Origin of the sequence: Roseateles subflavus (genome assembly GCF_030285365.1) — a bacterium.
GTDB lineage: Bacteria > Pseudomonadota > Gammaproteobacteria > Burkholderiales > Burkholderiaceae_C > Roseateles_B > Roseateles_B subflavus.
On sequence record NZ_JASVDS010000005.1, the window covers coordinates 312,039 to 326,409 of the forward strand.

A 14,371-nucleotide genomic window follows, 5' to 3' on the forward strand; every position below is an offset into this window, starting at 1 on the left:
AGGGTGCCGATGCGCATGCCGGCCGCCTTCATGATCGGCTGGCTGCTGGGCCTCGCGCTCCTGCACCAGCTGCCCGCGCTGCCGCCCTCGCCGGGCCCGGCGCTGATGCTGGCCGGCGGCGCGGTGCTGGTCCTGCTGCTGGCCCTGCTGCGGGTGTCGCGCCGGGCCGGGCGGTGCGTCGGGATGTGCGTCGGCCGGTGCGTGCCGGCGCTGCTGGGCCTTGGCCTGCTCGCCGGCTGCCTGGGCGGCCTCGGCAGCGGCGCTTGGCGAGCGCAGGCGCGGCTGCAGGCCCGGCTCGAGCCGGCGTTGGAGGGGCGGGAGATCGCGGTCCAGGCGGAGGTGCTGGGCTTGCCGCAAGCGGTGCAGGGCTTCGGTGGGGCGCCGGGGTGGCGGCTGGTGCTGGGCCTGAGCGCGCTGCCGGGCCAGACCCTGCCGCCCGGGGCGCCGCGGCAGGTGCTGGCGCTGGGCTATCCGGCCGCGGGCCAGTCCGCCTGGCGGGCCTGCGAGCGCTGGCAGCTGCGCCTGCGGCTGCAGCGCGCCGCGGGCCTCGCCAATCCGCACGGCTTCGACCAGGCGCTGTGGATGCTCGAGCAGGACCTGGAGGCCCGCGCCCAGATCCGTCCGGGGCCGCCGCAGCGCCTGGCCGAGGCGCCCTGGCACTGCCTGGCGCACTGGCGCGAGGCCTGGCGCGAGCGGCTGCAGGCGCGCCTGGGCGCCGGCAGTGCATCCGGCCTGCTGGCCGCCCTGAGCCTCGGGGACCAGGCCGCCATCCCGGGCCCGGACTGGCAGGTCTACCGGGACACCGGTGTGGCGCACCTCGTGGCCATCAGCGGCATGCACATCACGATGTTCGCCTGGGGCATGGCGGGGCTGGTGACAGCGCTGTGGCGCCGCAGCGAGGCCCTGTGCCTGGCCTGTCCGGCGCCGCGCGCGGGGCTCTGGATGGGCGTGCTGACGGCAGCGGCCTACGCGGCGTTCTCCGGCTGGGGCGTGCCGGCCCAGCGCACGGTCTGGATGCTGGTCGGGCTGGCCGTCCTGCAGCACGGCGCCTGGCGCTGGCCCTGGCCGATGAGTCTGCTGGGCGCTGCCTGGCTCGTGGGGCTGCTGGACCCCTGGGCGATCAGCCAGGCGGGCTTCTGGCTCAGCTTCGGGGCGGTGGCGCTGCTGATGAGCCAGGGGCGCCGGCCGCCGGCCTCCGGCGCGCGGGGGCGCCTCGTGGGGCTCCTGCGGGAGCAGGGCCTCGTGACCCTGGGCCTGGCGCCGCTCACGCTGATCCTCTTCCAGCAGCTGTCCCTCGTGGGGCTGCTGGCCAATCTGCTGGCCATCCCGTTCGTGAGCTTCGTCCTCACGCCGCTGGCCCTGGCGGGCCTGGCCTGGCCCGGCTTGTGGACGCTCGGCGCCTGGCTGGCCTCGCACGGGCTGGCGCTGATGAGCTGGATGGCAGCCTGGCCGGCGGCGGTATGGAGCGTGCCGGTGGCGCCGGGGTGGGCGCAGGCGACGGCGTTGCTCGGGGCCGCGCTGCTGGTGCTGCCGCTGCCGCGGTCCTGGCGGCTGGCGGGTCTGCCGATGCTGCTGGGGCTGCTGTGGCCGGTGGTGGCGCATCCGCCGCCCGGTCGCTTCGAGCTGCTGGCGGCCGACGTGGGGCAGGGCACGGCCGTGCTGGTGCGCACCCGCGCGCATGTTCTGCTCTACGACGCCGGCCCGCGCTGGGGCAGCGGGGCGGACGCCGGCCAGCGCGTGCTGCTGCCCCTGATGCGCGCGCTGGGCTGGACGCCGCTCGACACCCTGATGCTGAGCCACCAGGACCTCGATCACGTCGGCGGCGCGCCCGTGCTGCTGCGCCAGCGGCCACCGCCGCAGCTGCGCAGCAGCCTGCCGCCCGGCCATGCCCTGCTGGCGGGCCAGGCCCATGTGCCCTGCGAGCGAGGCCAGGCCTGGGACTGGGACGGCGTTCACTTCGAAGTCCTGCATCCCGGCCCGCCCGAGGTGCCGCGCACGCGGGCGGCGGCGCGCCCCAACCACCGCTCCTGCGTGCTGCGCATCATCGACGCCGACGGCCACGGCGCCCTGCTGACGGGCGACATCGAGGCGCCCGACGAGGCCGCCCTGCTGGCGCGGGGTCAGGTCTTGCGCAGCGATGTGCTGCTGCTGCCGCACCACGGCAGCCACACGTCCTCGACGGCCGCCTTCATCGCGGCCGTCTCCCCGCGCCTGGCGCTGGCGCAGGCCGGCTACCGGAACCGCTTCGGCCATCCCCACGCCGACGTGCTGGCACGCTTTGCGCAGGCAGGCATCCCGGTGTGGCAGAGCGCGGGCTGCGGGGCGTGGACCTGGCCCAGCGGGGCGGCCTGGCCTCGCTGTGAGCGGGACCGCGACCCGCGCTACTGGCAGGAGCGGGGGCTGGTGGCGCAGCCCGTCCCGGACGAGGCGGGGCCGGCCGAGGCCCTGGCCGAGGAACCCTGAGGCGGCCGCCTCACTCGGTGCCGGCCCGCCGCATCTGCCCCAGCTTGCGGCCGAGGCTGATCACGGCCATGGCGTAGTAGGCGGACTGGTTGTAGCGGGTCAGCACATAGAAGTTGTCGGTGCCGGCCACGTAGACCGGCGCAGCGTCACCCATCTGCAGCTCGATCAGCGCGAGCGGGCCCGGGTGCTCCTGCCCGCCCTCCGACAGCTGCGCCCCCAGGGCCTGCATCTGGGCCGGCGTGAAGCTCGGGCGCACATCGGGGGCCAGCAGCTGCGCGCGCTCGGCGGTGCCCGAGGGCGCGGCGACGCTGTAGTCGGTCGTCATGCCGCGCTGCCAGCCGTGCTGGGCCAGGAAGTTGGCGACGGAGCCGATCGCGTCCGTGGGGCTGTTGATGAGGTCGGCATGGCCGTCGCCATCGAAGTCCACGGCGTGGCGCATCCAGCTGCCGGGCATGAACTGGCCCAGGCCCATGGCCCCGGCGTAGGAGCCCTTGAGCGTCAGCGGGTCCAGGCCGTCGCGCTGGCACAGCAGGAGGAACTGGCGCAGCTCTTCACGGAAGAAGGGGCTGCGGTCGCTGCGGCCCGTGGGGAAATCGAAGCTCAGCGTGGCGAGGGCGTCGAGGATGCGGAAGCCGCCCATGATGCGGCCATAGAAGGTTTCCACACCGATGATGCCCATCACGATCTCGGCGGGCACGCCATAGCGTTCCTCGGCGCGCGCGAGGGCCTCGGCATTCGCCTCCCAGAACGCGAGGCCGGCCTGCAGGCGGCGGGGCTCGACGAAGCGGTCGCGGTAGGCCATCCAGTCCTTCGCCGTGCCGGCGGGCGCGGGCATGATCAGGCGCTGCACGCTCGGCAGGATGCGGGCCTGCGCCAGCACGGCGGCCACCTGCTCCGGGCTCTGGTTCAGCGAGGCCGCGTGCTCGGCGGCGAAGGCCAGGACGGCGGGCGTCTGGCCGAGCGCGGGGGCGCGCGCGTCGGCACTGCCGGGCGCCGTCCCGCCCTTGGCGTGACGGTGGGGTTGGGCCGCCTTGGCCGCTGCCGCCTTCGCGGTGGCGGCCGGGCTCTTCTGGCCTTTCTTCTTGGCCGCGGCGCTGGCCGACGCCGGAGCGGGCGCCGAGGCGGCCTCCTGGGCCTGCAGAAGGGGCGCGGCCAGCAGACCGGCGGCCAGCAGGGCCAGGGCAAGAAGAGGGCGGCGGAGGATCGAAGGCTGCAGCAAGATGGGAAAGCGCGGACGCTGGCGGAGTGATTGCGGGAAGGCGGGCGCAAAGCATAAGGGATTCGCCGGCCGCCATGCCGCCCGCGGGTCACCAGCCGCAACATGCGTCACCAGGGGCCAGCCACGGCCGGCAGGGCCGCAGGCGCCAGGCTGGCGTCCGGAGAACGCCCGCATGGTGCCCGCGCAGTGCCCGCGCAGTGCCTGCGTAGCGCCTGGCCCGCACCGGGTTCATACCGCCGTCGCCCCGGGCCCGCGGCGACGCCCGGCGCCCGTTCGCTCAGGGCTCCAGGGACACCGGATCGCCGACACGGACCCGACCGGGCCCGCGCACCTGCGCATACACCCCGAACTTCATGTCGGCGACCTGGGCGAGGTGACGCAGCACGCCGGCTTCCTTCGCCAGCCCGTCCTGGGCCGCGACCACCATGCCGCAGCGCTCGGTGGCGGCGCTGATCGTCAGCCGGACCGCATCGCCCAGGCGCAGCGTGCGGCCCATCCAGCCCAGTTCGGCCAGGTCCGGGACCTCGCACTGGATCACGAGGTTGGGGCGGAAGCGCCGTGCGTCGACGTCCACGCCGGGCAGCGCGGCGCCGAGGCTCCGCAGCGAGGCCGAGGTCAGCAGGTGCACCGGCCCCGCGTCGAAGTGCGACACGGCCGCCTCCCGGGCCAGGGTCACGGGCTGGCCCAGCACGTCGGACAGCGCCTCGTCCAGGGCCGGCGAGTCGCCGCTCAGCGTGCGGCCATCGGGAAAGTGCAGCACGGGCCGGGGGGCTCCGTGGGCATCGTCCTCATAGCGGGCGCTGAAGTCCAGCAGCCCGTCCATCTGGCGGAAGCGCCGCGTGGTCTTGCCGCTGCCGAACCTGCCCTCGGGATGGCGGACGGCGTAGAGCCGGTCGCCCACCACGCCGCGGGCCTCGAAGTGCAGCGCGGCGCAGGACTCGCCGCCCATGGACTTCACGGGGTAGCGCCACAAGGCGGCCACCGAACCCAGCGTCATCGCCGTCATGCGGGGCATCGAACGGGGCTCAGCGGCCCTGGGGCGACAGCGCCTGCCGGGCGCCCGGCCCCTCGCGGCGCAGGAGGGCCAGGCATTCGTGGAACCAGGCCTCGGCCGCGGCCTGCTGCGTGGCCAGATCCTCGAGGTCACGCACGAAGCTCAGGCGCTCCAGGCGCCGGCAGACGTCCGCCGGCAGGTCGCGGGCCAGGTAGCGCGGACCGAAGACGCGGCGTGCGGGGCAGTGCAGCAGGCGCAGCGCCTCCATCAGCGGGCGCACCGTCATCGACTGGTAGAAGTGCAGCGCCTCGACGGCACGGCCGCGCTGCCGCTCCTTGGTGGGGATGTGCTGGAACATCTCGAAGGCCGTGGCCAGCACCGGAATGCGGGCCCGGGCCGCAGCCAGGTCCTGCTCGACGTCGAGGTGGACCTCATGGAGCACCCCGGTCCGGTCGTGCCAGACGCGGCCGTGCCCGTGCAGCTCCACTTCCCGGAACAGCAGCGGGTCGCTGCGCCGGATCAGCACGAGGTCCACGACGAGGAACTCGCTGCAGTCCCGCAGGCGGTAGAAGCGCTGGCGGTAGCCGCTGGTCCCGGTGACCTCGTGCAGCAGGGCGATGGGCGAGAGCGCCGCCAGGGCCGCCTCGACGGCGGCGAACACCGGCTCGATGGCCTCGTCGGCCACGACGAGCACGGCGTCGATGTCCGAGAGCTCGTCGCGGTAGCTGAAGGCCGCGCTGCCGCCTTCCCAGGCCGCGTCGACGTCCGGGTGCGCGGCCACGGCCGCCTGGAGGGTTTCGATCAGCTGGGGGCGGGTGAGGAGCGGCATGCGGTGACCTGGGGGAGCGCGCGGTGGGGATGTCTTGCCGGCGGATTGTGGAGGGCCGCCCCCGCCGCGCCATCGGTCATGGTCCGGGGCGTGGCGCCCATGTCGCGTGCCAGGCCTGCACGTCCAGGCCCCGCGCCAGCAGCCACAGGCTGAGCGCCAGCTCACCGACGAAGGACGGGATCAGCACCCAGGGGAACAGGTGTCTGGCGAGCGTGGGCGCCAGCAGCAGGGCGAAGCTGTTGACGAGGTAGCCGGCACCGGCCGCGATCAGCAGGACCCCCAGCGCCCGGGGCAGCACGCCGGAGCGCGCAATGACCCAGCCGCGCAGCAGGCAGGTCACGCCGAAGAAGATCAGGCCGATGCCGAAGCCATGGGCATGCAGTCGCACCCAGAACAGCACCTGGGGTCCCAGGTCCGGCACGGCCGGCGCGGTGACCAGCAGCAGCGGGGCCAGCATCGAGAGCTTGTTGGCGACCAGCACGGCGGTCTGGACGATGTTGAAGGCCGTGGACATCAGGGCCAGCGGGCGGCTCACGGGGCGCAGCAGGAGGTAGAAGACCACGATCAGCGGGATGTCCAGCAGCTGCATCAGCAGGTCGCCGCCCAGGCCCAGGCGCCACAGCCCGGCGTTCTCCGCGATGCGGGCGGCCGTGGCCGGTCCGTCACCGGCCACCACCAGCGTGCCACGCACGACGACCTCGCCGAAGAGCCCCAGGGCGATGTTCGCGAGATAGGCCAGCCCGGCCAGGCGCAGGTAGCCCTGCGGATGCTGTTCGAAGGTCTTCATGGGGACGCTGCGGCGCCGGTCAGCGCCGTGTCGGGGTTGAGGAGGGAGGGCGGCAGCTCAGGCGTCGCCGAGCGCGAAGAGCGGCTGCCGGGACTTCCACAGGCCCTTCGTGAAGTCCGGGAACTCCAGCGTCCGGAAGCCCTGGGCGATGGACATCTCGGACAGCGGCGTGATGGCGCTCCAGGCCACCGCGTCGTAGATGTCAATCGGCATGGGGGCCTGCGCCTTGAGGGCCTCGACGAAGGCGTGGATGACGAAGAAGTCCATGCCGCCGTGGCCGGCGCCCTCGGCCTCGGCCGCGTAGCGCTTCCACAGGGGGTGGTCGTAGCGGTCCTGGTAGGCCTGGAAGTCCTCCCACTGGTGCGCGGGGCTGCGGCCCTCGAGATGGATCGAGTGGTTGACGTCCATCCACAGCCCTTCAGTGCCCTGCACGCGGAAGCCGAGGGAGTAGGGCCGCGGCAGCGAGGTGTCGTGCTGCAGCAGGATGGTCTCGCCGTTCTCGCAGGCCAGCGTCGTGGTCACGACGTCGCCCAGCTGGAACTGCACCTGGCGGCTCGGGTGCTCGGCCGGGGCCTTCATCTTGCGGCTCACGTAGTCGTGCAGGCCGCGGGCCTTGCTGGCGAAGCTGTTGAGGTGGGTGAAGCGGTTGCCGCGGTGAATGTTGGCGAACATCGCGCAGGGGCCGATGCCGTGGCTCGGGTAGAGCTCGCCGTTGCGTCGCACCGCGTGCTGGGTGCGCCAGCGCGCCTCGCTCCAGCCCTTGGCGCCGAATTCCACGCCGCCGCCGTAGGGCCGCGCCGGGTCGCCGCTGTTGAACTTCACGGCGCGCAGGTCGTGCTGGTAGCCGCCCTGCAGGTGCACGAGCTCGCCGAACAGGCCCGCGCGCACCATCTGCAGCACGGCCATCACGTCGCGGCGGAAGCAGACGTTCTCCAGCAGCATGTAGGGCGTGCGGGTGCGCAGCTGCGTCTCGAGCACGTCCCAGTGGTCCTGCAGGCTGATGCCCGCCACCACCTCGCAGCCGACCGGCACGCCGGCCTGCATCGCGGCGATGGCCATGGGCGCATGCCATTCCCAGGGCGTCGCGATGACGACGCCGTCCAGACCCTTGAGCGCCAGCAGCCGCTGGTAGGCCTGCACGTCGCCGTCCTCGCCGAAGACCTGCGGCGCGGCGCGGCCGGCCTTCTCGCACTGGGTCAGCGCCTTCCTGAGCATGAGCGGCTCGATGTCGCACAGGGCGACGACCTCGACGTCCGGCCGCCGCAGCAGCTCCTTGAGCAAGACCTGACCCCGCATGCCCGTGCCGATCATGGCCAGGCGCAGGGGCGGGCGCTGGCCGCCGGGAACGGCGCCCGCCTGGGTGGAGAGGCCCAGGGCGGCGAGCGTGCTGAGGAAGTGACGACGTTGCATGGCTGAGGGGTGCGGCGCGGGGGCGCCGTCGCGTGGCGGCGGGCTGAATGTTCGCGGTCGGGGCGCCGCCGCATCAGCGGGACTTACCCGCAATCGTGCGCTGTGCGGCTCGTGGCCGCCACGGCCGAGGCTCAGGGCGCGGGGGCGTCTGCCGAGCGCCCCAGGACCTGCAGGCAGTCCGGCGGCAGGCTCCAGGCGGCGAGGAGCAGATGGCTCAGGGCCTGCCGGTCCACGCCGAAGCGCCGCCGGTCGTGGGCACAGGAGTCGGGCGACAGGACGGGCGCGGCGCCGTGCGGGCCCTGCGGGCCGGACGCGTCCAGGCCCACGGTTCGCCACAGCAGCAGCGCGCCGAGGTGGCGGGAGGCCGGCAGGAGCGAGCCGGCCGGCAGCGGGTTCGCGGGCAGGGCGGCCCGCGCGGCAGGCGGGCGCGGTGCGCCGGCGCGGGGGCGGCCCTGCAGCCAGCGGCGCGCCAGGGCGAGGTGCTGCAGGCGCTGCGCGTCCGGGGCCGAGCGGGTGGGGGGCATCGCCGACGTCGTCACCAGCGTCGTCGCGCCCCGCCACGCCCTGCCGGCTTCGCCCAGGGCGTGGGTCCATGGCACCGGGTCCAGCACCGGATCCTGGGCCGGGTCCTGCGCCGTGTCGGCGCCGTGGGACGGCAGGCCGGGCCAGGCGGGCAGGTGCAGCGGCGAGGCCCAGTCCTGGCCCGCCCCGAGTCCCTGCAGGGCGACCAGCGTCTGGCGCAGGCGGTCCGGCGTGGTGCCGTACCAGCCGCGAAAGGCCCGGCCCAGCGGCACCCGTCCCGCATAGCCCAGGCGCTCCGCGACGGATGCCTCGCAGTGGCCCTGCACGACGGCCAGGTCGAAGGCACGTTCGCGCTGGAAGGCCGCCAGCAGGGCCGTGAACTGCCGGCCTTCGGACGCCAGGCGCCGGCGCAGGGTGATGGGCGTGAGCCCGAGCCGGGCGGCCACGGGGACCATGCCCAGCTCGGCGGGGCTGGGGGCGGTCTCGAGGGCGTCGAGCACGTGGTGCCAGAGCGGGACGGGCGTCTGCCGCCGCCGCGCGATGCTGTCGAAGCAGCCGGCCAGGCGGGCCCGCACGGCGGGATGGCTGCCGGGCAGGGGGTGGTCCAGCCAGCGCGCGGGCCAGCACAGGCTGAAGTGGCCGGCGCCGAACTGCACCGGGCAGCCCAGGAGCCGCTCCAGCACGGCGGCCTGCGGTGTGGCCGGGGTCATGACGGCCACGGCGCTGGCGGCGACGGGCTGGTCCACGCACTGCTGCAGCGCGCGATGCAGCCAGATCAGCGTGCCTTCCCAGAACAGCAGCTGCCCGAGCGGCGGCGACGGCGCGTGCGGGAGGATGCGCAGCTCGAGCGTGTCGGCGTCCTCGCGCAGCTGGAACTGGCCGCCGGGCAACCAGTCGGCCTGGTGCTGCATCAGCGAGGCCAGCGCCTCCCGCAGGCTCGCGCAGCTGCGGGCGAAGTAGTGCAGCCCGTCGCCCGCGCTCGGGTCCGCCAGGGCAGCGAGCCGCGCGCTGATGTGGTGCTCCCCGTGCGCATGCAGGAACTCGCCCAGCTCGAAGGCCAGCGCCGGGGGCTGCAGCCGCGTGTCATTGGGCGCGACGCGGGCCAGCAGGCCGCGAGACTCCAGGCCCTGCAACAGGGCGGGCCGGGACGCGAGCAGCTCGTAGAGCCCTTGCAGCTGGCGGAGTTCCACCAGCACCTGCGGCAGTTCATCCATGGCGGGTGAGGGCCTCGGGCGGTGCATCCAGCGCGGGGGAGGCGGCAGCGACAGCCGGTGCTGCGGGCCCCGCGTCCCAGAGTTCCCGGGCCAGGGCCTCCCAGCTGCCGGCGTCGCCGCTCGCGGGCGGTGGGGCCTCCGCGTCGACCAGGTCCCCGCTTTCCAGGGGGCGGACGAGCGCGTCGGCCCGCCGCAGCGCGTCGGCCCAGGGGTCCGGCTGCTGGTCGGCCAGGGCCAGGCGCAGGCGACTCAGGCGCAGCAGAACGGCCTGCGTGCCCAGGCGCGCGGCCTGCAGCAGGTGCGCGGCGAGGGCCAGCTGGGACGGGTCGGGCACTGTGCCACTGCCCTGTGCCTCCTGCCGCGAGATCCACCAGCGCCCGCCCTGGGCCAGGGCCGCCACCAGGTCGGCATCCCCCGGCGCGGCGTCCTCGGGCATCTCGTGGCGCAGGGCGCGGGCCAGCTGCAGGCGGCAGTCGAGCGCATGCGCCGCCTGCCGTCGGCGGGCCTGCCAGAGCCAGGCGGCGCTGTCCTCGTCCAGCTGGGTGTCGAGCTCCCAGTTCAGGGCGGCCTGCGAGCGCAGCGCGCCCTCGGGCGTGAGGGTCTCCAGCGTGCGCCGCAGCTGGGCCGGCCGCCAGCCGAAGCCGTTGACGAAGGCGCGCTCGAGGCCGGCGCGGTCCGAGTAGCCCTGCTCGGCGGCCAGCTGGCCCAGCGGCTGTTCGCCATAGGCCACGGCACGGAAGAGCCGGGCCCGGCGCTGGGCGAGCATGAGGTCCTGGAAGCGATGGCCTTCCTGGTGCAGGTGACGGCGCAGCGTGCTCGCGCCGCGGGCGAGGGCCTGCGCGGCCTGGTCCAGTGTCACCTGGCACAGGTCCGCCTGCCGGGAGAGCCACTCCTGCACCTGCAGGGCGATGGACGACGACGCCTCGGCCGCGACCCCGAGCTGCCACTCGTCCATCATGGGGCGCAGGGCCACGAGCAGGGCGGGACTGTGCCCGGGCAGCGGCATGTCCAGCGCCTCGCGGGCATAGCGGATCGTGCAGTGGTCCTGCAGCCAGTCGATGCGTCGGCCGAGCTGTGCCTCCAGCGCGCTGTCGCCCTCGGGCGGCGGGCTCATGAGGCCGACGGCCAGCAGGGGCAGCGGCGTCGCGACGCAGCGGGAGAGCAGCTCGTGCAGCCACACGGTCATCGCCTCGTAGCGCAGCACGCGCCCGAGCCGCTGCTCCTGGTAGGCCGGACGCAGCTGCAGCTCGATGCCGTCGGCATCGTGCGCGTACCTGACGATGCCGTCCGGCAGCAGGTGGCGGCGCAGCCGCAGGAGTTCGCGGATCGCGTCACCGAGTCGGGCATGGCTGCGCAGGTAGTAGGTCAAGCCGCCGGCCACGCTGACGTCGACCCGCTGGGCCAGCCAGGCACCGGCATGCGGACGCCCGTGGACGTGGAGGGTCTCCAGCAGGTTCAGCAGCTCGGAGGTGCCCAGGCGGGCCTCGCCCTGACGCAGGACGGGGCGCAGCCCATACCGGCGTTCGAGCAGGCGCAGCAGGGTGGGGCAGTCGGCCAGCATCGCGTAGAGCGGCTGGAGGAAGAACAGGTCCAGGCCTTTCATCAACTTCTCATTCAAGGCGGTGGAATCTCTGTCGCCGGGGGCCCGAAGGCAGGGCCTCGACCTGCGGCTGGAGGGCCTGCATTGTCGCATGCACCCCCTCGGCCGCGGGCCGGGCCCGTCCGGGACCCGCGGCGGCGACGCTCAGAAGGGGTAGGCCGGCACCTTGGCCTCGATGTCGACCCAGCGGCCCGTGGCGAGCCGGTTGTGCTTGCCGGCGGGCAGCGCGTAGAAGGCCCGTGCGGCGAGCGGCAGCTTCAGGTCCTGCACCGAACCCAGGGCTTCCGGACTCAGGGGCAGGCCGTACATCTCGAAGGTCTTGCTCAGGTCCTGGCCGATGATCTTGGAGCTCAGGACGTAGAGCAGGTCCTCGTTCTTGATCGTGTTGCTGGCGTAGCGGCCCATGGCGTACTTGCCGCGGTTGCCGGCGTCCCAGGCCTTGGCCACGAGCCGGTCGGCCTTGGTGAGGAGCTGGAAGAACTCGAGCGTGGTCAGCATCGTCGGCTGGGCGAGGCCGTAGCGCTCACGGGCGTAGAGGAAGGCGAGCTGGAAGTGCACGGCGCGCATCGGATCCTGCGAGCTGCCGGCCCACAGGCGCTGCTGCATGTTGGCGCGCAGGGCCTCGCCGGTGAGGCCGGCGCCACGGCTGGCCAGCAGCATGGCGTAGAGCCCCGGGTGGTCGAGGTTGTGCCCGGTGTCGATGCCCAGCGTCTCGTAGATGCGCAGCATCGTGGCGCTGGCCAGGATGTTGTTGTCGCACTCCACGAGGCAGCCCACGCCGCCCGGCGCGATGTGCATCACGCGCTGGACGGTGTTGTGCCCCAGCTCATGCGCCCAGCCCCAGCCCACGTTCAGGCCGGCCGAGCCGTCGGAGGGATTGCCCGAGCACAGGAAGCCGCAGGTCGCGATCCAGCCCACGAAATGCTGGACGCCCGGAGCGTTGTGGACCGGGCCGCTGCAGTCCCAGCCGAAGCTGCTGCACAGGGCGGCGGCCTTGTCCGACATCGGCATGTTGCGGTAGCCGTTGGCGAAGTGGTTGCTGTCGAACAGGCCACCCTTGAGGTTGTCCAGCACGTACTTGCGCGGGTCGCTCGTGCCGATCGCGCTGACGGCGTACTTGGTGATCTGCTGGACCTCGCCGCCGACGAACTTGTTGGTCTGCCAGCCGAAGTTGCCCTTCTTGAGCGCGGCGACGGCGTCGTCGATCTCGGCCTGCGTGGGGGACTTGGTGAAGTCCAGGTGGGCGTACCGGGCGCTGCCCCTGATCCGCAGCGTGACGACGGAGTTGGCCGTGGCGCCGGCGTAGCCCAGCATCAGCGGGCCGCCGAAGGGCGACACGAAGTCCACCTTGCCGCGCAGGGGCACGGCGTAGGAGTTGGGCTTCAGCGGGCGGGCGTAGACGCTGTCCGTGAGCGGGTTGCCCCAGGTCCGCAGATGGCTGGTCTGCAGGGAGAGGCTGCTGGCGCCGGCGGCATCGGCCACCTCCACCTGCACGGGCTTGCCCGGCACGGAGGCCCGCCCGATCAGCGTGACGCCGCCGGTCTGCGCAAGGGTGACGGTGATCGTCTCCCAGTCGCCGCTGACGGCCATGTCCTTGGCCTGGGCGGGCATGTAGTCGCCGGCGCCGTTGGGCGGGATCGTCGTCGTCGAGCGCTGGTAGGCGACCCAGGCATCCGAGGCGTAGGTGCGCAGGAAGTCGCCGGCATTGCCCTTGACGGACAGCGGCGAGCCGTAGCGCACGGACGGCCGCTGGACGTCCGCCCAGAGGACGAGGTAGCGGTACAGCAGGGCGTCCGGGTCACTGAACAGCGGGCTGCCCCCGCTTTCCATCGAGGCGATCATGGCGCCGACGGCGGAGATGGGCTTGAGCGCGTCGGCGTTGGCCGAGAAGTCGAGGGTGAGGTCGGTGCGAGGCAGCAGGCGCAGCGAGGCGATCAGGCTGCCGAACTGGTCGGCCTTGGCCAGGAGGTCGGCGCTGCTGCGGCCGGCGCCGATGGACACGGCCGTGGCCGGCGCGAAGTAGTTGCCCGGATAGCCGCCCAGCCCGATGCCCAGGCCGGACGCGGCGCGCTGCAGCCCGCCGGACACGTTCCAGTTCGGCTGCATCATCACCACGGCCTTGCCGGCATCGAGGTAGGTGCGGACCAGGGTGCCCAGCGCCGGGTTGTCCGCCACGCTGTTGCCCATCACGATCAGGTCCAGCTGCCGCCAGCAGGTGTTGGCCGGGTCGGCCACGGCGCAGGTCTGCAGCACGCTCTCGGTGCCGGTGCGCTGCAGGTACTGCTTGACGGTGGCGCCGTTGTAGCCGGCCACGCCGAAGCGCAGCGTCGTGGACGCCGGCGGCGCGGTGTTCGCGTTGCCGGTGAGCACCCAGTTCATCGCGCGGCGGAAGACCGGCAGGTGCTGCTGCTCACGCGTCGTGCCCGCCATCCAGGACAGGACGTCCGCGCCATAGACGAGGCCACGCCCCTTGCCGCTCATGGCCAGCGCGGCCATGCCCTGCCCGCCATCGGCGGTCAGGAGCGGCACGGCAATGCTGCTCTTGCGGATGCCGACCGTCACGCTGTTGGTCGTATGGTTGAGCACGAGGCTCGCGGCCTCGGTGCCGAGGATGTCCCGCACCACGGCCATCTGCGTGTCCCGGTAGCCCGAGGCCAGCGTGATGGCGCGGTTCAGCAGGGTCGGCTGGTCTGCCGCCGTGAGGGCGCGCGCATCGCCGGACTGGGCCGCCAGCGCAACGGGGTCGGCGGGCGTGGGCGTGGGAACCGGCGTGGGAGCAGGTGTAGGTGCCGGTGCGGGCGCAGGCGTGGGTGTGGGTGTGGGTGTGGGTGTGGGAGCTGGCGCAGGTGCCGGAGCCGGAGCTGGTGCTGGTGCTGGCGCAGGTGCAGGTGCAGGTGCAGGTGCGGGCGCAGGTGCAGGTGCTGGTGCGGGTGCGGGTGCGGGTGCAGGTGCAGGTGCAGGTGCAGGTGCGGGTGCAGGTGCAGGTGCGGGTGCGGGTGCGGGTGCGGGTGCGGGTGCAGGTGTCGGCGCAGGGGCAGGGGCAGGCACGGGGGCGGGCACAGGGGCCGGCGCTGGCGCAGGATCAGGGGCCGGATCCGACGGGGTCGAGCCGTCCGGCGGCAGGACGGCCGAGGCGCTGGTGCCGGGCGGTGTGGCGGGCTCGACGCCCGGTGGCAGCGGGTCCACCCAGGCGTCGGGGCTGGAGGCCGCGGCGTCCGGCGCCTGGACCGCACCCGTCGTGCTGCCGCCGCCACCGCAGGCGGCGAGGATGAGGCAGGACAACAGGCACAGGGTGAGGGGCGGCACGGACCGGGGGCTGGGCGGGGAAGCGAA

General features: G+C 73.9%; 10 protein-coding genes. 2 read left to right on the forward strand and 8 right to left on the reverse strand.

Features of this window, described 5'->3' with window-relative positions; translation table 11 throughout:
• Nucleotides 1-9: 9 nt before the first annotated feature.
• Nucleotides 10-2,463 carry a DNA internalization-related competence protein ComEC/Rec2 gene (locus QRD43_RS18240; RefSeq protein ID WP_285983930.1) on the forward strand — a complete coding sequence of 818 codons (2,454 nt, stop codon included), beginning with the start codon at nucleotides 10-12 and terminating at the stop codon, nucleotides 2,461-2,463.
• 10 nt (nucleotides 2,464-2,473) lie between these two features.
• Here the strand turns inward: QRD43_RS18240 and mltB are convergent, their stop codons facing one another.
• The 8 genes from mltB to QRD43_RS18280 form a co-directional block, all read right to left on the reverse strand.
• Nucleotides 2,474-3,682 carry a lytic murein transglycosylase B gene (gene mltB, locus QRD43_RS18245; RefSeq protein WP_285983931.1) on the reverse strand — a complete coding sequence of 403 codons (1,209 nt, stop codon included), beginning with the start codon at nucleotides 3,680-3,682 and terminating at the stop codon, nucleotides 2,474-2,476.
• Between the two features lie 277 nt (nucleotides 3,683-3,959).
• A complete protein-coding gene (locus QRD43_RS18250; RefSeq protein ID WP_285983932.1) occupies nucleotides 3,960-4,697 on the reverse strand; it encodes an MOSC domain-containing protein in 738 nt (245 codons plus the stop codon).
• Between the two features lie 10 nt (nucleotides 4,698-4,707).
• Entirely contained in the window at nucleotides 4,708-5,505 is a 798-nt protein-coding gene (locus QRD43_RS18255) for a hypothetical protein (RefSeq protein WP_285983933.1), read from the reverse strand.
• Nucleotides 5,506-5,581: 76 nt separating this feature from the next.
• Nucleotides 5,582-6,292 carry a DUF4386 domain-containing protein gene (locus QRD43_RS18260; RefSeq protein WP_285983934.1) on the reverse strand — a complete coding sequence of 237 codons (711 nt, stop codon included), beginning with the start codon at nucleotides 6,290-6,292 and terminating at the stop codon, nucleotides 5,582-5,584.
• Nucleotides 6,293-6,349: 57 nt separating this feature from the next.
• Nucleotides 6,350-7,702 (reverse strand): Gfo/Idh/MocA family protein, encoded by a 1,353-nt coding sequence (locus QRD43_RS18265; protein ID WP_285983935.1) that lies wholly within the window; start codon nucleotides 7,700-7,702, stop codon nucleotides 6,350-6,352.
• Between the two features lie 131 nt (nucleotides 7,703-7,833).
• Entirely contained in the window at nucleotides 7,834-9,438 is a 1,605-nt protein-coding gene (locus tag QRD43_RS18270) for an AraC family transcriptional regulator ligand-binding domain-containing protein (protein WP_285983936.1), read from the reverse strand.
• The gene (locus QRD43_RS18275; RefSeq protein WP_285983937.1) at nucleotides 9,431-11,041 is read right to left on the reverse strand and encodes a helix-turn-helix domain-containing protein; all 1,611 of its coding nucleotides are present in this window, start codon (nucleotides 11,039-11,041) and stop codon (nucleotides 9,431-9,433) included. Before QRD43_RS18275 ends, QRD43_RS18270 begins: the two co-directional genes overlap by 8 nt.
• A gap of 141 nt (nucleotides 11,042-11,182) precedes the next feature.
• Nucleotides 11,183-13,771 (reverse strand): ImpA family metalloprotease, encoded by a 2,589-nt coding sequence (locus QRD43_RS18280; RefSeq protein ID WP_285983968.1) that lies wholly within the window; start codon nucleotides 13,769-13,771, stop codon nucleotides 11,183-11,185.
• 53 nt (nucleotides 13,772-13,824) lie between these two features.
• Here QRD43_RS18280 and QRD43_RS18285 point away from each other — a divergent pair, with 53 nt between their 5' ends.
• Nucleotides 13,825-14,310: a hypothetical protein gene (locus QRD43_RS18285; protein ID WP_285983969.1), complete on the forward strand. Its 486-nt coding sequence runs from the start codon at nucleotides 13,825-13,827 to the stop codon at nucleotides 14,308-14,310.
• The last annotated feature ends 61 nt before the right edge of the window (nucleotides 14,311-14,371 follow it).